The sequence below is a fragment of the Acidaminococcus hominis genome (assembly GCF_900291475.1).
In the GTDB taxonomy this organism is placed as follows: Bacteria; Bacillota; Negativicutes; order Acidaminococcales; family Acidaminococcaceae; genus Acidaminococcus; species Acidaminococcus hominis.
Genome location: NZ_OLMM01000005.1, coordinates 1 through 24,110, shown reverse-complemented (window position 1 = coordinate 24,110; position 24,110 = coordinate 1). Strand labels below are relative to the sequence as shown.

Annotated in this window: 18 protein-coding genes and 1 pseudogene; 10 read left to right on the top strand and 9 right to left on the bottom strand. The window is 50.9% G+C overall.

Annotation, left to right across the window (positions count from 1 at the left end; translation table 11 throughout):
* The first annotated feature begins 138 nt into the window (after positions 1-138).
* The 3 genes from C7E10_RS06545 (at position 139) to rpoN (ending at position 3,902) form a co-directional block, all read left to right on the top strand.
* A complete protein-coding gene (locus C7E10_RS06545) occupies positions 139-1,074 on the top strand; it encodes a tetratricopeptide repeat protein (RefSeq protein ID WP_105327405.1) in 936 nt (311 codons plus the stop codon).
* A 9-nt stretch (positions 1,075-1,083) separates the two neighbouring features.
* Positions 1,084-2,475, top strand: coding sequence for an MATE family efflux transporter (locus tag C7E10_RS06540; RefSeq protein WP_231086110.1), 1,392 nt, complete (start codon positions 1,084-1,086; stop codon positions 2,473-2,475).
* 107 nt (positions 2,476-2,582) lie between these two features.
* Entirely contained in the window at positions 2,583-3,902 is a 1,320-nt protein-coding gene (gene rpoN / locus C7E10_RS06535) for an RNA polymerase factor sigma-54 (protein WP_105326544.1), read from the top strand.
* 80 nt (positions 3,903-3,982) lie between these two features.
* On the opposite strand, the gene C7E10_RS06530 is transcribed toward rpoN, so the two are convergent.
* The 5 genes from C7E10_RS06530 to C7E10_RS06510 all read right to left on the bottom strand — a co-directional run bounded on the left by C7E10_RS06530 (position 3,983) and on the right by C7E10_RS06510 (position 9,547).
* The gene (locus C7E10_RS06530; RefSeq protein ID WP_105326543.1) at positions 3,983-4,870 is read right to left on the bottom strand and encodes a DUF1932 domain-containing protein; all 888 of its coding nucleotides are present in this window, start codon (positions 4,868-4,870) and stop codon (positions 3,983-3,985) included.
* Between the two features lie 248 nt (positions 4,871-5,118).
* Positions 5,119-6,258 carry an amidohydrolase family protein gene (locus C7E10_RS06525; RefSeq protein WP_105326542.1) on the bottom strand — a complete coding sequence of 380 codons (1,140 nt, stop codon included), beginning with the start codon at positions 6,256-6,258 and terminating at the stop codon, positions 5,119-5,121.
* Between the two features lie 12 nt (positions 6,259-6,270).
* Positions 6,271-7,545 (bottom strand): SLC13 family permease, encoded by a 1,275-nt coding sequence (locus C7E10_RS06520; protein ID WP_105326541.1) that lies wholly within the window; start codon positions 7,543-7,545, stop codon positions 6,271-6,273.
* A 254-nt stretch (positions 7,546-7,799) separates the two neighbouring features.
* On the bottom strand, positions 7,800-8,828 hold the full coding sequence (locus C7E10_RS06515) for a hydroxyacid dehydrogenase (RefSeq protein WP_105326540.1): 1,029 nt from the start codon (positions 8,826-8,828) through the stop codon (positions 7,800-7,802).
* Positions 8,829-8,845: 17 nt separating this feature from the next.
* Entirely contained in the window at positions 8,846-9,547 is a 702-nt protein-coding gene (locus tag C7E10_RS06510; RefSeq protein ID WP_105326539.1) for an RraA family protein, read from the bottom strand.
* A 212-nt stretch (positions 9,548-9,759) separates the two neighbouring features.
* Here C7E10_RS06510 and C7E10_RS06505 point away from each other — a divergent pair, with 212 nt between their 5' ends.
* Positions 9,760-10,743, top strand: coding sequence for a LysR family transcriptional regulator (locus tag C7E10_RS06505; protein WP_105326538.1), 984 nt, complete (start codon positions 9,760-9,762; stop codon positions 10,741-10,743).
* 196 nt (positions 10,744-10,939) lie between these two features.
* On the opposite strand, the gene C7E10_RS12055 is transcribed toward C7E10_RS06505, so the two are convergent.
* Both C7E10_RS12055 and C7E10_RS06500 read right to left on the bottom strand, forming a co-directional pair.
* On the bottom strand, positions 10,940-11,092 hold the full coding sequence (locus tag C7E10_RS12055) for a hypothetical protein (protein WP_158572323.1): 153 nt from the start codon (positions 11,090-11,092) through the stop codon (positions 10,940-10,942).
* A 1,417-nt stretch (positions 11,093-12,509) separates the two neighbouring features.
* Positions 12,510-13,571, bottom strand: a pseudogene (locus C7E10_RS06500) (IS30 family transposase); the annotation flags it as partial.
* A 110-nt stretch (positions 13,572-13,681) separates the two neighbouring features.
* Between C7E10_RS06500 and C7E10_RS06495 the strand changes: the two are divergent.
* The 4 genes from C7E10_RS06495 (at position 13,682) to C7E10_RS06480 (ending at position 18,834) form a co-directional block, all read left to right on the top strand.
* On the top strand, positions 13,682-14,908 hold the full coding sequence (locus C7E10_RS06495; protein WP_105326537.1) for an SLC13 family permease: 1,227 nt from the start codon (positions 13,682-13,684) through the stop codon (positions 14,906-14,908).
* A gap of 76 nt (positions 14,909-14,984) precedes the next feature.
* Positions 14,985-15,824, top strand: a complete 840-nt coding sequence (locus C7E10_RS06490; protein ID WP_105326536.1) for a DUF6282 family protein — start codon at positions 14,985-14,987, stop codon at positions 15,822-15,824.
* A gap of 723 nt (positions 15,825-16,547) precedes the next feature.
* Positions 16,548-17,249 (top strand): RraA family protein, encoded by a 702-nt coding sequence (locus C7E10_RS06485; RefSeq protein WP_105326535.1) that lies wholly within the window; start codon positions 16,548-16,550, stop codon positions 17,247-17,249.
* Between the two features lie 262 nt (positions 17,250-17,511).
* On the top strand, positions 17,512-18,834 hold the full coding sequence (locus tag C7E10_RS06480; protein ID WP_105326534.1) for a sodium/glutamate symporter: 1,323 nt from the start codon (positions 17,512-17,514) through the stop codon (positions 18,832-18,834).
* 84 nt (positions 18,835-18,918) lie between these two features.
* Here the strand turns inward: C7E10_RS06480 and garD are convergent, their stop codons facing one another.
* Positions 18,919-20,433: a galactarate dehydratase gene (gene garD / locus C7E10_RS06475; protein WP_105326533.1), complete on the bottom strand. Its 1,515-nt coding sequence runs from the start codon at positions 20,431-20,433 to the stop codon at positions 18,919-18,921.
* Positions 20,434-20,596: 163 nt separating this feature from the next.
* Here garD and C7E10_RS06470 point away from each other — a divergent pair, with 163 nt between their 5' ends.
* Both C7E10_RS06470 and C7E10_RS06465 read left to right on the top strand, forming a co-directional pair.
* Entirely contained in the window at positions 20,597-21,505 is a 909-nt protein-coding gene (locus C7E10_RS06470; protein ID WP_160101847.1) for a LysR family transcriptional regulator, read from the top strand.
* Between the two features lie 53 nt (positions 21,506-21,558).
* A complete protein-coding gene (locus C7E10_RS06465; protein WP_105326531.1) occupies positions 21,559-22,863 on the top strand; it encodes a nickel pincer cofactor-dependent isomerase, group 22 in 1,305 nt (434 codons plus the stop codon).
* Between the two features lie 56 nt (positions 22,864-22,919).
* Here C7E10_RS06465 and C7E10_RS06460 read toward each other — a convergent pair whose 3' ends face one another.
* Positions 22,920-23,852, bottom strand: a complete 933-nt coding sequence (locus C7E10_RS06460; protein WP_105326530.1) for a LysR family transcriptional regulator — start codon at positions 23,850-23,852, stop codon at positions 22,920-22,922.
* Between the last annotated feature and the right edge of the window lie 258 nt (positions 23,853-24,110).

The following is a 24,110-nucleotide window of genomic DNA, read 5'->3' as shown; positions in this document are numbered from 1 at the left end:
GTCCTCGCTGTTTTTTTGCCGATTCTCGCTTTCTGAACGGCCAAAAAGATGAGAATAGGCACAGGAACGGAGGAAGAAAGCAAAGTGCAAAAAACGCAAAAAAGCTACAATAAGGAAGACAGAAAGGGGCGGCGAGTTATGGACAACCTAATGAAAGAATATTACCAGCAGAGAACCCGCGCCATCCGGCAAAGTTCCCCCAAGGAGTGGGAAGCCTTTCTCCTGGACTGGCAGCAAAAGGCTAGGGAGCAGGAGAATCAGGGGGTATGGCTGGAGGTTTCCCATGAGCTGGGTTTGTTCTATCGCAGCCTGGGACAATACGACAAATCCATTGAAGTTTTTGCGCAGGTGGGACAGTGCATCGGCAGCCGCTTTGGCAAAAACGGTCCGGAGTATGCAGCGCTTCTGAACAACCTGGCAGGGACCCATCGCCTGGCCGGGAATAAAAAGTATGCCATCCGGCTGTTCCAGGATGCCTTAGCCATTTACCAGGCCCAGCGGCAGACCAATACCTCAGCCTGCGCCAGCATTTACGGGAATCTTTCCCAGACGGAGCAGGAACTGGGGGAATGGGAGCAGGCGGCTGAATACCTGGAAAAATGCCTCCAGTATCTGCGACTGTCCGGTCGGGTGGAGGAACTGGGGCCCGGGTACCACAACCTGGCCTTGCTGTACCGGAAGGCCGGCCAGCCGGAAAAGACCCAGGCTTGCATTGACAAGGCCCTGGCCGAATTCCAGGCCCACAGCGGGGAGGAGATTTCCCACTATGCAGAGGCCCTGAACGGCTTAGGGGGGCTTTTGTACGAAACCCACCAGTATGAACGGGCGGCCCAGGTCTACGAACAGGCCGCCGAGTACATTGCCCGGTTCTACGGCAAGAACCATGAATACGCAGTGAATCGCCAGCATCAGGCCTGGGCCCTGCGGGGCATGGGAAATTTACAAAAAGCTTACCAAGCTCTTTGGGAAGCGGAGACAATTTGTGCTAAACTATATGGGTCGCAAAATGAACGGGTTCGGGCCGTCCAGGATGAGCTGCGCCAGCTTAGCCGCATGATTGCCAAAACCAGCTGAATAAAAGGAGTGAGTAAGTTGTCCAAACAGACCATGGATATGACCCAGGGACCCTTGGTAGGGAAAATCCTGCGCTTTAGTCTGCCGTTAATGGTAACCAATCTATTGCAGATGCTGTTTAACGCAGCAGATGTGGTGGTGGTAGGGCAGTTTGCCGGGTACGACAGCCTGGCCGCCGTAGGGAGCACCTCGTCCATCATTTATCTGTTTACCAACCTGCTCATCGGTCTGGGCGTGGGCATCAACGTGCTCATTGCCAACTTTGTAGGGGCCGGCAACCGGCAGAAGGATATTTTCCTGACCCTGCACACGGCCATTACCGTAGGCGCCGTAGGCGGCGTGGTGCTGGGGGCCCTGGGCTTTGTTCTGACCCCCTGGATCCTCCGGCTGGTATCCACCCCGGCGGATATTTTTGCCAAGACGGTGCTGTACCTGCGGATTTATTTCCTGGGTTCCGTCTTTGTGATGCTGTATAATTATGGTACCGCAGTGCTGCGGGCCATTGGGGATACCCGCCGGCCCCTTATTTTCCTCCTGATCAGCGGTCTGACCAACGTGGTGCTGAACCTGTACTTCGTTATCGGGCTGGGCTGGGACGTGGCCGGGGTAGGGGTGGCCACCGTAATCAGCCAGCTGCTCAGCGCCTTTTTGGTGCTGCGCTGCCTGTCCCGGGAAAAGGGTGCCTGGCGTTACCACTGGAAATGCTTCTTTGTACACCGGCAAAGCCTGTATGAAATCTGCCGGATCGGCATTCCCGCCGGCATCCAGGCCTGCCTGTTCAGCCTGTCCAACGTAGCCATTCAGGGCGCCATCAACGCCTACGGCAGCATCATCGTGGCTGCCAACAGCGCCGCCGCCAATATCGAAAATTTCCTGTACATTGCCATCAATTCCTTCCACCAGGCGTCCATGACCTTTATCAGCCAGAACCTGGGGGCGGGAAAATGGGCCCGGGTGAAGAAAGTGGCAGCCACCTGCCTGACTCTGGCCTTCTTCCTGGGGCTGTTTGAGGGCCTCTGCATGCTGTTGTGGAGCCCCCAGCTGATGGAACTGTTTAACGGCAATCCCCAGGTCATTGCCGCCGGCACCGTGCGCCTCCACTGGGTGGGCGCCCTGTACGTCATCTTTGGCTGTGCCGACGTATTGGTGGGCAGCATCCGGGGCTTTGGCATCACCATGGGCCCCATGCTCATCAACCTGCTGGGCACCTGCCTGTTTCGGCTGGTATGGATTTGGTATATCAAGGCCCCGGCAGTCCCTGTAGAAATGGTGTACCTGTCCTATCCCATTTCCTGGGTCCTGATTCTCATAGCCCTGTCGTTCTACTGGGTCTATGTGTACCGTCATTATGCCTCCCGGCATAACAACCAAGTAAAGAAATTAGCCGCAGAAAACGGCTGAACCTAGTATGCATTGTTTGCGGAGTCTGCCGCTCAGGCAGATTCCTGTTTTGCCCGTTTTGGCGGTGGGGAGCCGCCATCCGAAGAACTTTCAGAGGGGGGAGCGCGGTGAACGGCAAGATAACGTTGCAGCATACCTTAAAACAGCAGCTGAATGTCCACCTGGTGCAGCAGATGCATCTCTTGCAGCTGAGCAGTATGGATTTGACCAATTTTGTTGCCCAGGCTGTAGAAGCCAATCCGGTGCTGGACTTTCCCTGGACCGAGGAAGAAGCCCGGTCCTACCGTCCTGCCTATCAGGGGGACACGGACGAGAATGAGGATATGCCCGACCCGGTGGAAAACGCCAAAAAGCAGGACTATACCCTGCAGCAATATTTGGAAGTCCAATTGGGCTGCCAAAAGCTGGACGAAACCCAGCGGCGGCTGACCCGGTACATTGCCGGAACCCTGGATGCCCGGGGCTATTGGACGGAAAATTCCCTGGATACGGCCAAGGCCTTCGGGGTTACCGAAGACCAGGTGTGGCAGGCCCTGGAAAAAATCCAAAGCCTGGAGCCTGCCGGGGTGGGGGCCCAGAATTTCCAGGAATGTCTTTTGCTCCAGCTTTGCCAGCAGGATGGGGATACCTGCCTGGCCAAACGCATTGTCAAGGAAGGCCTGGAGCAGCTGGCCGGCAATCAGATTCCGGCCCTGGCCAGCCAGTTCCATACCACCAAGCAGAAAATCCTGGCCGCCCGGGACCAGATTCTGAAGCTGAACCCTAAGCCCGGCGCCGGCTTTGCCTCGGGCAGTCCCGTGCTGTACCAGCGGGAAGACGCCTTTGTGGAAGCTACGGAGAAGGGCCTGAAACTCACGGTTTACGACAATTGGGGCGGCAAGTTCACCCTGAACCAGGAATACGTCCAGCTGTCTAAAACTACTACAAATAACCAGGTAAAGGACTACCTGAAAGAGCAGCTGGGCAAGGCCCGGCAGCTCCAGCAGCTCCTGGCCGAGCGGCACCATACCCTGGTACTGGTGTTCCACGCCCTGGTGACCCACCAGGAACCCTTTTTCCGGGAAGGCCCAGGACACCGGCAGCCGCTGAAGCTGGCGGACCTGGCAGAAGAAACGGGCATGAGCATTTCCACCATCAGCCGGGCTCTGAGCCACAAGTACATTGCCTGCAAATGGGGCTCCTTTCCGGCGGACTCCTTCTTGGTGAATGCAGGGACTACGGAAACCCAGCAGGTCATCACCGATGAGAAGTTCGAGCACCTGATTCGGTCCATCATTGACGCCGAAGACAAGAAACATCCTCTTAGCGATCAGGGCATCTGCCAAAAACTGGAAGAGCAGGGCATCAAGGCCGCCCGGCGGACGGTGAACAAGTACCGGACAAAAATGGGAATTGGCGATAAGTCTGCACGGAAAAAATGGGAATAAGACAGGATAAAAACAGGCTGTGAACCCTGCGCTGGCAGGACTCACAGCCTATTTCTATTCTATTTTTCAGGAGGGGATAGTTATTTCTTTTGCAGGTTTTCCAGAACGGGATCAATGATTTGTTCCCATTGGGTGGGAGCCTTGTCAATGAACATTTCCGCAAAGTTGAAGTCCACCAGGGATTCGTGCACGGCCTTGGAAGCTTCCGTCATCCGGGGAACAATGCCCGCATCTTCCAGCAGGGCAATGGAGCCCTTCAGTTCGGCGGCCCGCCGTTTGGCATGGACGCCGGTGCCGGTCACCAGCCGGTTCAGGTGGGATTCGAAAGAAGTGCCGTCCATGGACTTGCCAATGGAGGCCACCACTTCGTCCGCTACCCCGTAGGCATGGGCCCCTTCCAGCATTTCAATCATCAGGCTGGCAATGCCCTTCATGAAGATGGAGCGCACCAGTTTGATGGCAGAAGCGGAACCGGCCACTTCCCCTGCCAGGGTAATGTCCATATGGTAGGGGGCCATGGTTTCCTTGAAGGCAGCAGCCCCGTTGCCACTGGCCGTAATGGGCACCTGGTGTTTCTTTTTAGGCAGGGAACCCAGCATGGCGGCATCGGTAAAGAGAACGCCGGTGGCTTTGATTTCTTCCCAGATGGTCTTTTTGATGGCCGGGGTGGAAGCGGATACGTCCACATAATGCTGGCCAGGTTTCAGAACTCCTTTGATTTCTTCGCAAACCCCCAGAGTAAAGGAAGAAGGCACCGCTGCAAAAATCACGTCCGCCCATTGGGCAATGGCCGTGGAGCTGTCCACCAGTTCTACATGGGCTTCTTCTGCACGCTTGTGCACCAACTTGCCCATCATTGGGTCATTCTGCAGAGCGTCATGGGCCTTGATCCCGTGGAGCCCTTCCCCATACAGCCCTAACGCAATGTTGTACGCTGCTTCACCAAAGCCAATAAATCCTACGTTCATCGTTTTGCCTCCTTATAAATGGAATAAAGTCGTTATTCGTAATTTTCAGTATCTTCGTTAACTTTATTCTACCGTATATAAAGAACAAAGGGAAACAGTTATAAATTGAACTGGCAACAAAAATAATTTGTCATTAATGGTTTCCCTTTCCTGCATAAAAAACTCCAGCAGGCCTATCGGGGGGATAGGACTGCCGGAGTTTTTTCTTCTATGCAAAGGAGTGAAACTAATGAAATTAACGAAAGGAATTATTGTTCCTGCTGCCAGATGACCCGGCCTGCCCGGAGGGTGGTGTAGGGGAGCAGCTGCTGGGTGCCGGTGCGTTCGTTGCCAGCAGAATCGGCGAAGGTTACAGGCCCTTCCTGGAGCTTGCACAGCACCAGGTCAGCGCAGTAGCCCGGGGCCACCTTGCCGATGGTATCCTCCAGCCCCAGGACCTTGGCCGGGGTGGTGGTGACGCTGGTGAGCACCTGGGAAAGGCTCATGCCCATATTGAGCAGTTTGGACATGCACCGGGGCAGGTCCCACATGGCTGGTTCCTTATGGAAGGTGGTAATGGTGGAGTCGCTGCTGATGATGTCCGGGTAGAAGCCGTCCTTAAAGGCGCCTTCTGCTGCCGGGAAATTGAAGTTCACCCGGCCGTTGCCTACGTCAAACAGGACGCCCCGCTGCCGAGCTTCCAGGATTTCCGGTTCCACGTGGCCGTTTTCCCCTAGAAGGGTCCGGCCGGAACCATGGTACACATGGCTGAAGATATCCCCAGGCCGCAGCAGGCTAGCCACTTTCCCCATGCTTTCCGGAGGATTGGTGGTGTGGACGCAGACGGGCAGCCCCAGGGCTTCGCCCATTTCTACGGCTTTTTGGAGCGGCCGCAGCCTCAGGTCCCCCACGATGTTTTGGCTGATCCGGACCTTCAGGCCCCGGATTTCCCCAGGATAGGCATCCAGCAGGGCTTCCATTTTCCCCAGGTCCAGGACCTTGTCGTCCAGGGGTTCGTTGATGCCCCGGCCTGGCTGGCCTACAGGAGAAATGTTCAGGTAGCTGTGGAGCCGGAGCTTTTTGCCCACTAGGTCACAGGCGTGGAGGGCGGCGTAGTTGGCGTAGCCCGCCGTGCCCATGTCGCAGGCCGTGGTGACGCCGGCTTCTGCCAGCCGGTTGGCGTCCAGGCCAAAGCCGCTGCCGTGGCGGAACAGGTGTACATGGTAGTCCACAAAGCCCGGAAACACGTAGTTCCCCTGGGCGTCCAGCACCTTCCGGGCCGCCGGTACGGCGGCTTCTTCCGGCAGGACTTCCACAATTTTATCCCGGTTCACCAGAACGGTGCCCCGGCTTTCCCGCCCGGTTTCCGTATCCAGCAGCCGGGCGTTTTTGATACTTACATCAAACATAGGCGCATCTCCTTAATAGAACGGCCAAATCATGGGGATAACCACGATACAAGTGACCATAAATACCAGGGCCAGGCCGATGTTGCTCTTGAGATAATCCGAGAACTTGTAGCCACCGTAGGAGTAGATCAGGTTGGCCGGCGGGCAGGCAATTGGCGTCAGGATAGACATGGTGGAAGCGATACCCAGCACCATAACCAGGGCAGAGGGGATAACCCCAATGGACCGGGCCACAGCAATAACAATGGGCATCAGGAGGGTTACGGTTACTACGTTGGACATGAACTGGGTCATCACCATGGTGAGCAGGAAGATGACTACGGTAATGAAGTACACATTGGTGGAGCCGCCGATCAGGGTGATCAGCAGGTTGGCAATCTGCTGGGCAGCGCCGGTCTTTTTCAGGGCCGTGGCCAGGGGCACCATACCGCCTAACAGGATAACGGTCTGAATGCTGACCAGCTGGTAGGCCTGCTTTTCGGTGAAAATTCCGCAGCACACATCAGCTACAGCGCCGATAATGGCTACCATGTAGGAAGGAATACCGGTCTGTTTTTCAAAAATCATACCGATAAATACCAGGAGCATAATGATGATGGAAGCATTTTGTTTAAACTTGGAAACTTGTTTGATTTCCTTGTGGGAGGAGAACAGGGCATCATCGAAGCCCTTCATTTTGATGTCCGGCAGGAAGCGGTAGCCGATAAAGTACATATATACCATCATGATGATGGTCAGGGGCAGGCCGATTTTGCCGATTTCAAAGAAACCGAACGGGTAGCCCAGTTCCAGAATTTGGTTGCCGATGAGCACGTTGATGGCCGCATCGCCCACCAGGGTCAGACGGCCGCCGCACATGGAGCCTAGGAAGGCACACATTAACAGCTTGGAATGGCTGAACCCGGTCCGGGCGCAGATACCCATGATAATGGGGATGAACACGGCAACGGTGCCGGAGTTGGAAACGGCGGAAGAAAGAATGCTGGAAAGCAGCAGAATGGCCATGATGAGCTGCCGTTCCGTTTTGGCATACTTGGTGACCGTGTGGGCAATCTTGTCGCAGACCCCGGTTTCAAACAGGGCGGACCCTACGATGACCACGCCAATCAGCATCAGGATGGTGGTGCTGGCAAAGCCGGCAATGGCTTCTTTGGGGGTGACCAGACGGGTGAGCACCAGGGCAATCATGGACAGCATAATGGTCAGGTTGACCGGAATCTTTTCCATCAGGAAGGAGATGACGGCCAGTACCAGAATGATAATGGCAATAGTAGCAGGGGTGAACATGATATGCCTCCTTAAATCCAAAAGTTTGTGAGAAATGTAAAAATAAATAGAAATTTCAATATAACAGCCTTAAAAAAAGAGCGCAGAGGACTGCTCTGCGCCCTGAGGTTCGCCTGTAAAGGAGGGGCTGATTATGTCCTGTTCACCCTTGAGGGCCTGAACTAAAAGGAGGGGACCTTTTGCAATTCGTGTCTACAGGAAAGGCTTCTCAAGAGTAAACAATCCATAATCTATAACAAGCAAAAGCTGAGTAATTAGAAGTCAAACATACCGGCCGGTTTGGTATTGGGTTTCTTGGTGTCGGTATAGGTTTTGGCTGTTTCATAATCGATATCGTGGATCGGCCAGGTAGGTTCCTTGCCTTCGTATACTTCCTGCACGCCCATGGCGGAGAAGTAGCTGGCACGGTGGGCAGCTTCCTGGGTGTTGCCGCCGATATGCGGGTACATGATGACGTTGTCCAGGGTCAGGAGCGGCAGGTTAGGATCCACCGGTTCCTTCTTCAGGGCATCTAGGCCAGCGCCGGCAATGGTGCCGTTCTTGCAGGCTTCGTACAGGGCATCTTCATCCACGCAGCCGCCCCGGGCAGTGTTGATCAGGAAAGCGGTGGGTTTCATCATAGCCAAGGTTTCGGCATTCACAATGTGATGGGTAACCGGGGTATTGGGGGTATGGATGGATACGTAGTCGCTTTCTTTGAAGATCCGGTCCAGGTCCCGTACCACTTCAACCCCATCGGGGAAGTCAGCAGCCGGTTTGTAGGGATCGTAAGCCAGTACGTTCATTTCCATGCCCAAAGCCCGTTTGGCCAGGCGACTGCCGATGTTGCCGCAGCCGATGATGCCCAGGGTCTTGCCGTTAATGGTATTCTTGCGCACCTTCAATTTTGCTTTGTAGTAGTCGTTGACCCAGGTCTTGTGCAGCACGGTTACGTTGCGGCTGCATTCCAGAATCAGCAGCATAGCGGTTTCGGCTACGGAAGTGGAGTTGGCCACCGGAGCATACAGGGCTTGTACGCCATTGTCGTGGCAGGCCTTTACGTCCAGGGCGTCGAAGCCGGCACCGTGACGGACAATAACCTTCAGGTTGGGGTTGGATTCGATAACTTCCCGGGTAATCGGGGTAATCCGGACAATCATGGCATCCGGTTGGTATTCTTTCATATCTGCCAGTACATCGGCAGTTTCAAAGCCGCGGCCGGCAATCAGGGTATGGCCAGCATCTTCCAGCAGTTTGCGGCCTTCAGACATAATTTCTTGAGGCAGTAAAATTTTCCAAGGCATGTTCGTTAGCTCCTTTATTAACCTTTGTACATTCCGTCGATGATTTCTACGCCTTTGTCAGCCAGGCGCTTGTCAACCCATTCTCTCTTGGAGTTGCCGGTTTGGGCAGCCACCAGTTTGGCTTCGTCCTGAGCTTGGAAAGCTTTGGCAGCTTCCAGTACAGTTTCGCCTTCCTGCCAAGGAATCACGATAACGCCGTCTTCGTCCATGACGATGATGTCGCCGGGGTTAATGCTGATGCCGCCGCAGGAGATAGGAACGTTGATTTCGCCGGGGCCTTCTTTGTAGGGGCCGCCAGGGTTGGTGCCGGTAGCGTAGATAGGATAGGTCATTTTGCGGACGGCGTCGATATCCCGGATAGGACCATCGATGATGATGCCGCCGATGTTCTTGGAACCGCCGTAGGTGAACATGATTTCGCCAATCAGGGAACGGTATTCTTCGCCGCCATCGTTGGAAACGATCAGTACATCACCGGGTTTGGCCATGTTCAGAGCCTTGTGCAGCATCAGGTTGTCCCCGGAACGGGTTTTGATGGTGAGAGCCCGGCCTACGTTGATGGGATCCTTGGGGCTGCTTTGCAGTTTGATGCGGGGATGCATACCAACCAGACGACCCATGGTGTCGGAGATGTTGGCAGCAGGGATGGTTTTGAAAGCATCCAGCAGTTCTTGAGCAACTTCCGGTTTTTGCAGGAATACGCGATTTCCAATAGACATTTACAATTCCTCCTTGAAATACATAACGGTTTGCAATCAAATGGCAATTCGCAATTTTCTGTTTTATTGCTTGCAACCGTATAATACCTTTTGACAACCACAAAGTAAAACAGTTATAATTTGGAGGAGGAACAAAATAATTTTGTGGCTAAGAGAATTTACCGGGGCGCCTGGCCCAAGGAGCACCGGAACTTGGCATCAAGGAGGACCCTATGGATCTGGAAAGCTTATACTACTTTAAAGAACTGACCCGGGACCTGAACATGACCCAGACAGCCAAACGGCTGTTCCTGTCCCAGCAGACCCTGAGCAACCACATTGCCCGGCTGGAAAAGTGGTGCGGTATCCCGCTGTTCTACCGGAAACCCCGGCTGACCCTGACCACCGCCGGTTTTTCCCTGCTGCAATTTGCCGACAAGGTGCTGAACCAGGAGCAGGAATTCAAGGAAGTGCTGTCGGATATTGCCGAAGAAGCCCGGGGCACCATTCGCTTTGGGGCCAGCTTCATCCGCTACAATATTGCCCTGCCGGCGGTGCTGCCGGACCTTACCAGGCGCTACCCCCATGTGTCCATGGACCTGACGGACGATACCTCGGATCATCTCCAGTCCCAGCTTTTGGAAGGGAATCTGGACGTAATCCTCTCCGTACGTAACGAAAATATTCCCGGCCTCAGCAGCACCCTGCTGCTGGCCAACCAAATTTATCTGCTGGTATCCGACCGGCTGCTGAAAAAATACTATGGGGCGGAAACGGAAATTATCAAGGAACGCTCCCGGCACGGAGCCCATTTGAAAGACTTTGCCAAGCTGCCCTTTTTGATGCTGACACCCCCCAACCGGATGGGCACCATCTTGACCAACTGCTTTGAGGAAGCAGGCTGCGCACCCCAGGTGTATATCCGCACGGACCACCTGCGCATGAGCGAAACCATTTCGTCCAAGGCACTGGCCGCCACCTTCAGTACCACCATGCCCCTCAATAAGACCAAAAAGCAGCTGGCCTCCGACGTGAACATCTTTCCTTTACTGTACAAGGAAAAGCCCGTGTACCACAACCTGTACCTGGCCTACTTCAAGAATCGGTACCACGCCCGGTATTTGAAGTACTTCATTGAACTGCTGGAAAACTATTTTAAGAATGTGGAAACCATGGACCCCAGTTACGTCCATAAACCGGAACCGGGCGTGGAATAAACGCCTATACGCCAAAGGGCCGGGGCCTGTACGTGAAGTACAGGCCCCGGCCCTTGGTTGTTTTTCCCTAGAAAAGGAGCTATATGGAGGTAGATAGTACGCAATAGGCAGAAACCATGGTCAAACAAAAACTGACCGGGTTACTTCTGAAAATTGTTTGCGAAAAAGTACTTTAATATTCGGGAAATAAAATGGCTTATTCGAAATCGAAATACGCCATCGGATCCCAGTCCAGCATACTGGGAACTTTGCTAGAGAATGCCTTAGAAACGAATAAATCCAGCAGCAAACCTTCAAAATCAAAACCTTCTTTGGCGGCACTAGAGACCATTTTCTTATCCATTTCCATAAGCTTCATCCTCCTTTTTTTGTTCGGTTAATATCGAACTATCTTTATTATACTCATTTTTGCGTTCGTGACTAGTACTTCACATTTCCTTCACAAAAAAGCGGTTGCTCACTTTTATAATTGTAAACAGTTTAACGGAACTTGAGAAAATTTGACGTAGGATTTTTCACCGCAAGCAACGAGGCAGAAAGCTGAATGTATTTCTGATTCGTTTCTCTCGATAGGCTTGTGCTTATAATTAGGCCCTGCTGCCCCCATCCGAGGCGCTGTGCGCCCCACCTTCTCTTGAACACGCCCCATCTGCGCCTTTGGAATTCTTATGATAGGCGCATCTTCTCCATTTCAGCTGTTCCACAGCTGAAACGGAGAAGACAGGCAGCCGGAGGCCGCAAAACATGGATGAACTTCCTCAGTCATCCCTACGGGCTGACAGCCCCTCAGTGGTTCGCAGCTAGCTGTTCATCTTCGCTCAGAGAGCTTGATTCACAGGCTGCTATCACATGGCTCACATTAGCCAAGAGCCTTTTGACTAACGGATTTGCTCTTGGATGTGAGCGCAACGCTTTGGATGGGCCGGTCTTAGGCCCATACTGGTCGTGTGTTAAACGGGTTTTGAGATGAAATCACGGTATGTAAATACTAATACTACCTTTCTTTGTCACTTGACCAGTGGTGGCCTGGAAGCCTCTTTCAAGCGTGAAAGAGGTGTCAGTCACTGCGTGACTGACGGAGAAAGTTTAATACTCAGCATTTCGCGGCCATCGGCCGCTGCCTTCCACTTACCTGTTCGCTGCGTAGCGAACAGGAGAAGAAGAAGGGTGGCTACGCCCCAAGAATAAAACGTAGCCGGGATGGGTTTCAAATCCAGGATGCCCGGAGGGCCGAACCACACTACACCCCGCAGACCGCACTACCCTTTCACAAATTTTATTTGTAGCACACCCAAAATATCTATGTTTTACTTTGTTATAGTCTCAAGTTATCATACAATTGCCAAAAATGCAAAGACTGAAAATTACTAATTTACATTTCATTCCATCGCGGGTGAAATAGAAAGGGGGACCGTTACACAGCAGTTTCCGTTTTGGCGGTGCAGCCGCGGGCTGCACCGCCAAAACGGCAGGCAAAATGAAGGGAAACCGGAGAGCCGGCTTTCCGAACCAAGCATTGGCAATCAAGAAAGGATGACGACAATGACTCCTATGGCATTGGCATTAGGTATTCTATTTATGGTAAATTGCAAGTTGAATTTGAACAACTATAATCAAGAAACACACTCAATAGCATAAACTTCATCGAGGAATGCATCAAATAGCTCTGACGGCGTATGGTAGCCCAAAACACGACGTGGGCGCTGGTTCAGCGTATCTGCCATGTTCAGGATATCCTCATCAGAGAACCGCTCTACGNCACACTCAATAGCATAAACTTCATCGAGGAATGCATCAAATAGCTCTGACGGCGTATGGTAGCCCAAAACACGACGTGGGCGCTGGTTCAGCGTATCTGCCATGTTCAGGATATCCTCATCAGAGAACCGCTCTACGGACATGCCCTTTGGGATGAAATCCCTCAGCAAGCCATTGTGGCGTTCGTTTTGAGCCCGTTCCCACGAGCTGTACGAATGTGTAAAGTACATCTTGGTGCCGAGACTCTCGAACTGTGACAAGTTCTCAAACTCAGGACCGTTATCGGCCGTCATCGTCTTAAAAATCTGGCTGAAGCGCTCTGCGCCATATAGCTCCTGCAACTGTGCAAGAGCGGATTCAACGCCGGCACAGGTACGTCCAGGAATGCGGATGGCGATGTAGTTGCGCGTAACCTTTTCAACAGCAGTGAAGACTACTGCCTCACGGCCTGCACGCTGACCAACGACCGTGTCCACTTCCCAGTGGCCAATTTCGGTACCTTCATTGACGACGGCAGGACGTTCCTCAATGGAGCGACCCTTCATACGCTTGTTCTTACGTACCCATTTCCGACGGTGTTTATGCTTTAAGGCTCGCGGGACTTCGAAGAGCGACAGCGGAAGCTTATTAGCCCAAAGCATGTTGTAAAGCGTCTTGGTACAGGGAATCTGTTCCGGCGTAAATAGCTTGTTCCGCCTAGCATAGCCAACGCAGGCATCCAGTGACCAACGTTCCTGGCGGACTTGTTCTACCATCCATTGGATGAACGATTCGCAGTCGTCATGATCGATTTTGCAAGTCTTCCTGGAGTTCTTGCGATTCTTTGCGTATGCCTTCTGACCGCGCTTTGCCATATACTGTGGGGCACGACCGTGCTTGCTTTTTCGTTCCGGCGTTCCACGCCGAAGCTCATAGAAAACAGTCGTATGAGCACATCCTACTGCAGCAGCAATGTTGCGAAGGGAAAGCCCTTGACGATGCAGAGCTTGAATCATACCACGTTCTTCCAAAGAAAGATGGCGGCCGGGGATACGTACGTCCTCCATTGTGTTAGAATGGATGTGATCCATCGTGATTGCTCCTTTGTTGATGATTTCTCGCAAAACCATTTTAGCATGAGGCTTCACTATGGATTTTTATTTTTTGATTAACTGTTCAAGTTCATTTTACAACTGACCGTATTCTATTTATCACGATTTTGCTATTTATCTGGGAACCCATTCCCATTGCAGTTACTGCTATCTTAGCTTCCATTTCCTACGGCGCCCTGGGCATTGTGAAAATGAGCACAGTGTTCTCCGGCTACGACAACAACACCAACATCTTGCTGGCCGGCATGATGGTGGTCGGTTCTTCCCTGTTCCACACCGGCATCACCGACAAGATTGGTGAAAAGATGATTGCCATTACCGGCAAAAGCGAACGGAACATCATCCTGGCAACCCTGATCGTTTCCTGCATCCTGAGCTCCGTGTGCAGCAACATCGGCGTTATGGTTGCTATGGCTCCCCTGGTAACGGCCATGGCGGAATCTGCCGGCGTAGGTCCTTCCCGGGCTCTGCTGGGCCTGTTGTTTGGTGCCCAGTTCGGTGGCTTCGTAACCCTGGTAGGCGTAGGCTCCAACGCTGCTGCCGCTGCTGCCATGGGCAAGCTGGGTCTGGTACCCTTCGGCTTCTTCAGCATCACCCCCTTCGGCATCGGCGTGTGCATTGTGGGTACCCTGTACTTCACCTTCATCGGTTCCAAGATGATTCCCGATACCGGCTACGTTCCTGAATTTGCCCAAATCGAAAAGAAACCCCTGAACAAACAAAAAGCCACCATCGCCGCCCTGACCATGATTGTGGTGCTGATTATCATCGCCAGCGGCAGCAAGGCCCTGCCCATGCACGTGGCTGCTGTACTGGGTGCCTGCGTTATCGTGGGAACCCGCTGCATGACCATCAAGGATGCCTTCAAGGCCATTGACTGGAACTGCTTGATTCTGGTAGGCGCTCTAGGCGTCATTTCCGAAGGCGTAAAGGACAGCGGTGCAGGCCAGGCCGTTGCCGACCTGATTATCGCCATTTTGGGCAACAACCCCAGCCCCTTCATGATTTCTACTGTCATGTTTGTAGCTGCTGCCGGCCTGACCCAGATTATGTCCAACATTCCCACCATCCTGGTGTTCATGCCCATCGGCGTGTCCATTGCCCAGCAGATTGGTGTTAGCCCGTATCCCATTGCCATGATCATCACCCTGGCCGGTGCTGCTTCCTATGCAACCCCCTTTGCTGCACCCCAGAACATGATGACCGTAGGCTGGACCCAATACAAGTTCATGGACTTTGTGAAGATTGGTCTGCCCATGGTAATCCTCACCTATCTGGTGGTGGTAGGCCTGATCCCCATTTTCCTGCCGTACTAAGTAAAGTTAGGGGCTGTGCATTGGCGCAGCCCTTTTTTCTCAAGGCAAAGCTACCTGCAAAAGAAGGAGAACCAACATGGATGTAAAAGGTATTTATGACGTACACGTACATACAGCTCCCGATGTGAGCAAACGGAAATTCACGGATCCCGAACTGGCCGCCCGGCTGGAAGAAAAGGGCATGGCCGGCTTTTTGGTGAAAAACCACTTTACGGAAACCGCCGCTCGGGCTGCCCTGCTCCAGGCCCAGTTCCCCAAACTGAAGATTATCGGCGGCATTGTGCTGAACCGGACCGTAGGCGGCTTCAACCCCTACGCCGTGGAAAACTGCGCCAAGCTGGGGGGCCGGGTAGTCTGGCTGCCCACTCTGGAAGCCCGCAGCTACCAGAAAAAGAAACATCCGGGAATGAGTGACCAGGAGGCTGCTGCCTATCTCACCGCCTTGGATGACAACGGTCAGCTGGTGCCCGGCATCAGCGAAATCCTGGATATTGTCAAAGCCTACGATATGGTCCTGGCCACCGGCCACGTCAGCGCCGAAGAAGGCCTGGCCGTGCTCAAGGCCGCCCATGACAAGGACATCCAGAAACTGGTGGCCACCCATGTGGACGGCGCAGCGGACTACTACACCACCGAGCAGCTGAAACAGGCGGCAGCCTTGGGTGCCATGACGGAACACTGCTACTTCAATATCCAGGCCGGCCATATTACCCCGGCAGAAATGGCAGAGCGGATCCGTGCCGTAGGCGCCGAACAGGTGGTCCTGTCCACGGATGTGGGCCAGCCCGCGTCCCCCTATCCGGATGAAGCCCTGAGCAAGCTGGGCGACCTGCTGCTGGCCGAAGGCATCACCCCGGAAGAACTCCACATCATGCTGGTGGACAACCCTGCCCGGTACTATACCCGGGCCTTGTAAACACCACAACCCCTGGTTGTGCAGCGGCAAAGAAACACTGTTTTACATAAAGGGCAAAACCCTCTAGAATAGGGAACACAAGGCAGAAAGGGACTGTACACCCTTTCTGCTGCGGCCTCTAAGGGGTTTAACCCCGCCCTCTGAACATCCCCGGAACCACGCTCCGGGGATGTTTTTTTGCTCCCGTAAAACAAAATAATTTTGTGACAAATCCAGAAAAACGGCGGTGTGCAATATAAAGAAGCTTAAAGAAGTATACCAGGCAGGTCAAGAAAAGTTTTTTTGCGGCCGCAGGCCGCCTGCCTTCTCCTTACCTGTTCGCTGTGCGGACAGGTAAAGGGGAAGGGTGGCTGCGCTCCAAGAAAGCAAGCGCAGCCGGGATGGGGTTTGCTGCCAATCTGCCCGAAGGGCACCCAAACCTCTACCCTGTAGGGGAGAGGAAAGCAGCACTACCTTTTTCTGAAGGTAGTGCTGTAGGAGAGGGGATACTCGGCACCACATCACTTCAGGTTCGCGGACCGCACCACCAAAGTGAACCATAAACCAACCAGCCTACATCAACCTTTATTCAAATCAACAAAATTTCTTTGTGGATTTTCCCCAATATTATTGTTTCACATTGTTGACACAATAAGATATCATACAATTACGAAAAGTGAATGACTGAAAATTATAAATTCACATTAGATTCTCGGAACTGTCTATTTCAAGGAGGAATTGTAAATGTCTATTGGAAATCGTGTATTCCTGCAAAAACCGGAAGTTGCTCAAGAACTGCTGGACGCTTTCAAGAAAATCCCCTGTGCCAACATCTCTGACACCATGGGCCGTCTGGTAGGGATGCATCCCCGCATCAAACTGCAAAGCAATCCTCCGGATCCCGTAAATGTAGGCCGGGCTCTCACCATCAAAACCCGTTCCGGGGACAACCTGATGCTGCACAAGGCCCTGAACATGGCCAAAGCTGGTGATGTGCTGATCGTTTCCAACGATGGCGGCGAAGAATACCGTTCCCTGATTGGCGAAATCATGTTCACCTACGGCGGTTCCAAGAACATCGGCGGCATCATCATCGATGGTCCTATCCGGGATATCGACGCTGTCCGCAAAATGACCTATCCCATCTACGCTACCGGCACCAACCCCGGCGGTCCCTACAAAGAAGGCCCTGGCGAAATCAACGTGCCCATCTCCTGCGGCGGTATCAGCATTAACCCTGGCGACATCATCGTTATGGACCAGGACGGCGTTATCGTGATTCCCTGGCAGGAAGGCGAAACCGTACTGGAAGCTGCCAAAGCTTTCCAAGCCCAGGACGAAGCCAAACTGGTGGCTGCCCAAACCGGCAACTCCAAGAGAGAATGGGTTGACAAGCGCTTGGCCGATAAAGGCGTCGAAGTCATCGACGGCATGTACAAAGGCTAAGCCCTAGGTAAGGCTATTACAGGAAGCTGCCAGGACTGGAGACCTGGCAGACTCCTGAGAGCAAAACAATTTGTGGAAAGCGGCTGGAGAGGAAGAGGGTTCCCAAAATTCGCCGCTTTCACTGGAGCACAAATTGGCAGCTGAGGGTTCCCGTACCGGGTAGAGGGTCCGGTACGGAGAATCTAAGGCAAACAAAAAGCAAGTTTGTTTATGGTTGAACGCAATAATTTTTCTATCTTGAAGAAAGCAATGAGGTGCGAAGATGACAGTTAAACAGTTACTCGATATGCTGATGATGATCTGCATGTTCATGCTGCTGGGCTGGGGCGTGCGTGAAATTGTAAAACCCCTGCAAAAATTATTCCTCCCGGCATCCCTGATCGGCGGCCTGCTGATGCTGGCCTGCGGCCAACAGGGCTTGGGTATCTACCAAATCCCCAAAGTTATGGGCGGCGTTCCCGGCGTTTTGATCAACGTAGTAATGGCTTCCCTGGTATTTGGCGTAAGCTTCAACAAAGAAAAAATCCATTCCTATTTGGACTACATCTGCCTGCCTATGCCGGCTTTCGGTATGCAAATGTGCATCGGCACCCTGCTGGGCGCCCTGCTCCGTGACATTTGGCCGGGCCTGCCCCTGGGCTGGGGCGTAATGGGTGTGTTCTCCTTCCACGGCGGCCATGGTACTGCAGCCGCTGCCGCAGCTTCCTTTGAAAAGCTGGGCATTGAAGGCAACATGGCTGTAGGTATGGTGCTGTCCACCGTAGGTCTGATTGTGGCCATGGTTGTTGGTATGGCCCTGGTAAACTTCGGCGTCCGCAAAGGCTGGGGCACCTACGTAAAGGAACCCAAGAAGCAGCCTCCCCAATTCTACGGCGGTGCACTGCCGGAAAATGAACGCAAATCCACCGGTACTACCGTTACCACCGGTATCAGCATCAACCACCTGGCCCTGCAATGCGCTTGGCTGCTGGGTTCCCTGTTCCTGGGCACCTGCATCTTCAAGTTCCTGGGCACCTACATTCCTTTCTTCAAGATTCTCCCCAGCGTGCTCCACGGCGTTATCGGCGGTGCTGTAGGCTGGAAACTCATCGAAGTGTTCCATCTGGAAAAATTTGTTGACCTGAAGACCATCAAAATGCTCAGCGGCTTCTTCCTGGAACTGGTAGTATTCACCGCTATGGCTACCCTGAACCTGAAGTTCATCGCTACCTATGCACTGGCCCTGGCCATCTACTCCATCGTCCTGACTGCCCTGACCGTACCCCTGGTACTGTTCTGCGCTAAGACCTTTGCCCAGGAAGAATGGTTTGAAAAAGCCGTTATGTGCTTCGGCGCTGCTACCGGCAACACCTCCACCGGCCTGGCTCTGGTTCGTGCCATCGACCCGGATTCCCAATCCCATGCAGGTGACAGCCACGGCGTATATTCTACCCTGATGAGCTGGAAAGATGCCTTCGTAGGTCTGACTCCTATCTGGCTGATGAGCGGCGTTGGCCTTACCGCCGGCGTTGGTGCCGCCATCTTCGTAGTATTCATGGCCTGCGGGTTCATCTTCTTCAACACCCACAGAAAACTGAAATGGTAAGCGAATAAAAAAATCCCCTTTTCACCAAGTTTGGCGGAAAGGGGATTTTTTTATGTAGATATGATTGTTATAGCTGAAATCAAATCAGGTTAAGGGAGCAGGGTTAAATACGCAGAGATCATTCTCTATTTTCCATTGTTCTGCAAAAGTTTTCTTTTTGCCGCTTGCGGTGTCGAGAATCAGATTAAAAATTTCAAGGCCTACTTTTTCAATAGTGGAATCATGCGTTGCAATGGTGCCGGCATTCACATCAATGATATCGGGTAATTGTTCTTTTAATTCTGTTCTGGAACTAACTTTAATGACTGGTACCAAGGCAAGCCCATAAGTAGAACCACGCCCTGTCATAAACACATGCACATTCATTCCACTGGCCAATTGACAAGTACCACAAGCAAAATCATTAGCGGGTGTAGCAGCATAAATTAAACCGTGCTTTGTCGGTTTTTCTCCAGGAGATAAAACTTCTACAATAGGGGACGTACCCGATTTAGCAATGGAACCCATTGCTTTTTCTACGATATTGGCAAGTCCACCTTTTTTATTGCCCGGAGCAGGGTTTGCATCACGGTCTACATGGGCTTCACTTAAGTAGTGATCATACCATTTCATTTCAGAAGCTAACTTTTGGCAAACTTCTTTTGATACGCAACGTTTGGCAAGCAGGTGCACACCGTCTCTTGCTTCAGTTACTTCGGAGAACATAACAGTAGCTCCGCCTTTTACCAACATATCGGCTGCATAGCCAGCGCTGGGATTTGCTGTAACCCCAGAAAATGCGTCACTTCCACCGCATTGCAGACCCACAACAAGATCACTTAAAGGAAGTTCTACTCTTTTGCGTTCATTCAATATAGTGAGCTTTTTCTTTGCCATGGTCATGATGGCATTAACCATTCCAGAGAAACCCTGTTGTTCTTGGAGTACAATAACATTATCCGGAGTATTTTCTTCTGGCGGCAGCAGTTTTTCTACCGTTAATTTTTCACAGCCTAAGGATACAACCATAACCTGACCGCCAAAGTTTGGATGGTGAGTTAGATTTTGCAGGATTCTGATGGGAATTACTGCTTCTGGAGCATTGATTGCCACGCCGCAGCCGTAGGAGTGATTGATGGGAACAACATCATCTACATTGGGAAATTGCGGCAATAATTCTGCCCGAATTTTTTTTACCGCTGCATTTACTACACCTGTTGCACATTGGACCGTCGTCATAATACCCAAAATGTTGCGGGTTCCAGCAGGTCCGCCGTTGGGATTGGGGTAACCCAGCCAGCTTGTTCTGGGAGGAGTAGGAAGCTCGGTCACAATATTTGTGCCAAATTCCATGTTATCCAAGGAGGGTGCAGTAGGTAAGGTTACCATGTACTGGTTGATCCATTGCCCTTTTTTGATATCTTTGTTGGCGTAACCGATTACCGTATTATAGCGCAGAATCTCTGCACCTTTTTTGATATCACAAAGTGCGATTTTATGCGCTTGGGGAATATCGTCCAGTGCAGTCAGACTTTCTGTTACAGTTTCCCCCTTCGTTAAGGGTTTTACAGCAATGGCAACGTTGTCATGAGAATTTAACTTTACAATTAAGTTATTCAATTTTGTTCACACCTTTTTCTCAGATTTTGAATATCAAGCGTACAAGGCTAATACTTGAAAAATTCGAAATCTTTATGGTTATCATACCATGAAAAATAGAAATTGTAAAATTGATAATATGGTGGTATATTATCAATTAAATAGATATTGGAGGAGTGATGAAGTGGATACGGAGTTGATTGCGACTTTTTTGACGCTGGTTCAATGTAAAAGCTTTACCGTTGCTGCCGAAAAACTAAGCATTTCTCAGTCCACGCTGAGTCACCGCATTCATCTTTTAGAACGTCAAATTCAGGACGTATTGGTAAGCCGAGGAAGAGGGAAACGAGGGTTTTATCTTACTGAAGCGGGTATTGAGTTTATCCCCTTGGCAGAACAATGGATGTCTCTGCACAGCACGATTTTAAATTTTCATAACCAACGAAAGACGCAGAGCTTTAGAATCGGCAGTGTGGAATCTCTGACTTTCGTATTTAGTCCGTTTTACAAGAACCTGATAGATTTAGCACAAGTCGAAAATACGATGCTGCTCAGTTGTTATACGTATTCGTCCTTTCATATTTATAATGAACTTGAACAGCATCAATTGGATTTTGGCTTTGTTGTGCGGCAGAGGATGAGCCATCTCCTGGAAACCCAGCCGCTGTTTTCTGAAAAGCATTTTGTCATTGGTGATCTTGGCACAGATAAAGCAGTGCTTGATCCTGCTAAACTGGATGTTAGAAAGGAACTGCTGGCGGATTGGTCACCGTCCTTTATGCCCTGGCATACTCAAATTTTTGGTGCTGATGCTCAGCCACTGGCTGTGATTGGGACTTCTAACGCACTTTCAGGTGTGTTGTCAAAACAAACCTGGAGTATTATTCCGGAATCTTCTGCAAAGTACTTGCAAAGTGATGAACGGATTAAAAAATTAGGAATACAATTCTATGAGATGACTACGCCGCCACCCAATAGAATTTGTTATAAAGTGACGCCGCGATTTATGACGGCCGTCCAAAATAAGCAAAACATTGCTGACTTTGAGGATAAACTAATGCGGTATCTGAAGGAACAGCAATTGCATCTGTAATATAACCGAGAAAATCAATTAGCCTTGATTATTCTTGAAAAGAGGAACTGATTATGGAGATTCAAAGAGGCGGTATCGTTTCGCAATTGTTGAAAGATGTACCCATTCCCAAAATGTTTCGGGCAGAACAGACTTTTCCACGGCCTAAGATTGCGCGCGAAGACATTCCAGAAGTAGTAAGAAAAGAAATGTCCAAGGAGCGTGTTGCGGAGCTTATTCAGCCTGGGAAAAACATTGCCATTACTGCGGGCAGCCGGGGTATAGCCAATGTGGATGTTATTACTAAAGCGATTGTAGACTTTGTAAAATCCCGCGGTGCAAACCCTTTCATTGTTCCTGCCATGGGGAGTCATGGCGGTGCTACAGCTGAAGGACAGACAGAAATTTTAACAGGCTATAATATTACGGAAGCCTCCATGGGATGTCCGGTACGCTCTTGCATGGATGCTGTTTTATTAGGGTATTCTGAATTAGGAAAACCTGTTTATATTGATCGCCTAGCCTACGAATCTGATGGAATCATTGTCTCTTGTCGCGTAAAACCTCATAATGCTTTTAGAGGTAAGTACGAAAGCGGTTTTTGCAAGATGATGGTTGTTGGCTTGGGTAAACAAAAAGGAGCAGAGAGTGTTCATAGCGATGGGATGGGCCTCATTGCCCAAAATTTACCGGCTAATGCCAAGGTCATTCTTGAAAAGGCGCCGATTCTCATGGGAGTAGGGACAATCGAGAATGCCTACGATGAAACGGCTAAAATTGTGGCCGTTCACGCCGATGATATTTTGGATGAGGAACCGGGGCTGCTGCAGGAAGCTTTTGGAAATATGCCTAAGCTGATTGTGGGAGAATGTGACGTTCTTGTAGTCAATGAAATCGGCAAAAACATCAGCGGCACGGGCGTTGACCCGAATATTACGGGAACCTTCTCCACGCCCTATGCTTCTGGTGGGGTAAAGGTGCAGCGAACCTGCTTCTTGGATTTGACCGAAGCGTCCCATGGCAATGCATTAGGTACGGGGCTTGCCAGTGCAATTACAAAGCGCCTCTTTGATAAGATTGATTTGCAAAAAATGTATCCCAATACGATTACCAATACTGTTATCCGTTCTGCAGAAATTCCTATTATTATGGCAACGGACAAGGAAGCCATTCAATTTTGTATCCGTACGCTGAATAATGCAGATAAGGACCATGCAAGGGTAATTCGGATACAAAACAGCCTGCATATTGGGAAAATCATGCTTTCAGAAGCCTATTATCAGGATGTGCTTGCAGGAAAATATGAGGGTCTCAAAGCACTGGATGAACCGCAATTCATGAAGTTTGATCAAGAAGGGAATCTTGTAACACCCTTATGATGCTGGAATAAAGAGACGGGATACCTGTTTCGTGTTGAAATAGGTATCCCGTCTTTTTATATATTATTCCGGCTGCGTTCCAGTAAACTTAGCCAATACTTTTTGGCGTACTCAATAAAGAGCAGAGAAGCCTTGCTCAGCAGAACTCCTTTTTGATAGCTAACTGTAACATTCCACTTCAGCGGTTTTTCAAAAGAGAAATATTGGATTCCTGTCTTATACCGGCGAGCGGTGGATTCAGAAACAATTCCGCAGCAGATATTGGCGCGCACCATTTCCAGAATGGTATTGGTGTTGGCGGTGTCAAACAGAAGTTGGGGTACAATTTGCTGTTCCCGGAATATTTTATCGATATAAGGGCGCATGGTGGTTTCTTTGTTTAAAAAAATAAAAGGCTCATCTTTCAAGGCGCTAAGTGGCAGTGCTGGTCGGCCATTTGCCCTAGGAATCACCGACTTTGACACATCCAAGGAGGAAGGAATTGCTATTAAAATTTCTTCCTCGTATAGGTTGATATATTCATTATCGATTTTTTGCTTGTCAAATAAGGTGACGAAACCGATATCAAGATCCCCGGAGGCAATCATGGGCTGCATGCGGTGAACACTCAATTCATAGGGGACAACAACCATATTGGGGTAAGTTTTATGGAAATGGGGATAGACATGAATGAACATATCCGGCCCCCGGACGGGGGTCATGCCCACAGTAATGGTGCCTTTATAGCTGTCCGTCAGATCACTGATGCGTCTGTAGGACTGTTTTTTGATTCGGAGAATTTCCTTGCCGCCTTCAAGATAAATCTCCCCCGCTTTGGTAGGACTCCAGTCTGCTTTGTTTCGTTTAAACAGTTCGGTACCCAGTTCATGTTCCAGCTTCAGCAGCTGTTGATTGAGTGCTGACTGCGTCAGGTAGAGCTTTTCAGCAGCCTTGGTGATACTTTTTTCTTCAGCGATTTTGATGATATGTTCGATAAGCCGTGTATCCATAGAACTCTTCCTTTGACCTCCTTAAAAAATTTAAGAATAAATGAGTCAATAATTAAGTGTACTTTTACATTATAGAATAATACAATAAAACCAACAAGGCTAATACTGAAATTTCAGTAATTATGATTCATCGGTCAGTTGTAAAATGAACTTGAACAGTTAATCAAAAAATAAAAATCCATAGTGAAGCCTCATGCTAAAATGGTTTTGCGAGAAATCATCAACAAAGGAGCAATCACGATGGATCACATCCATTCT

Excerpts from the sequence above, each read along its gene's own strand:
- C7E10_RS06460 (WP_105326530.1), bottom strand. The coding sequence starts at position 23,852 with ATGGATACACGGCTTATCGAACATATCATCAAAATCGCTGAAGAAAAA.
- C7E10_RS06490 (WP_105326536.1), top strand. The coding sequence starts at position 14,985 with ATGGATGTAAAAGGTATTTATGACGTACACGTACATACAGCTCCCGAT.
- C7E10_RS06505 (WP_105326538.1), top strand. The coding sequence starts at position 9,760 with ATGGATCTGGAAAGCTTATACTACTTTAAAGAACTGACCCGGGACCTG.
- C7E10_RS06485 (WP_105326535.1), top strand. The coding sequence starts at position 16,548 with ATGTCTATTGGAAATCGTGTATTCCTGCAAAAACCGGAAGTTGCTCAA.
- C7E10_RS06530 (WP_105326543.1), bottom strand. The coding sequence starts at position 4,870 with ATGAACGTAGGATTTATTGGCTTTGGTGAAGCAGCGTACAACATTGCG.
- C7E10_RS06515 (WP_105326540.1), bottom strand. The coding sequence starts at position 8,828 with ATGCCTTGGAAAATTTTACTGCCTCAAGAAATTATGTCTGAAGGCCGC.
- C7E10_RS06465 (WP_105326531.1), top strand. The coding sequence starts at position 21,559 with ATGGAGATTCAAAGAGGCGGTATCGTTTCGCAATTGTTGAAAGATGTA.
- C7E10_RS06520 (WP_105326541.1), bottom strand. The coding sequence starts at position 7,545 with ATGTTCACCCCTGCTACTATTGCCATTATCATTCTGGTACTGGCCGTC.
- C7E10_RS06510 (WP_105326539.1), bottom strand. The coding sequence starts at position 9,547 with ATGTCTATTGGAAATCGCGTATTCCTGCAAAAACCGGAAGTTGCTCAA.
- C7E10_RS06480 (WP_105326534.1), top strand. The coding sequence starts at position 17,512 with ATGACAGTTAAACAGTTACTCGATATGCTGATGATGATCTGCATGTTC.
- C7E10_RS12055 (WP_158572323.1), bottom strand. The coding sequence starts at position 11,092 with ATGGAAATGGATAAGAAAATGGTCTCTAGTGCCGCCAAAGAAGGTTTT.
- C7E10_RS06525 (WP_105326542.1), bottom strand. The coding sequence starts at position 6,258 with ATGTTTGATGTAAGTATCAAAAACGCCCGGCTGCTGGATACGGAAACC.
- C7E10_RS06545 (WP_105327405.1), top strand. The coding sequence starts at position 139 with ATGGACAACCTAATGAAAGAATATTACCAGCAGAGAACCCGCGCCATC.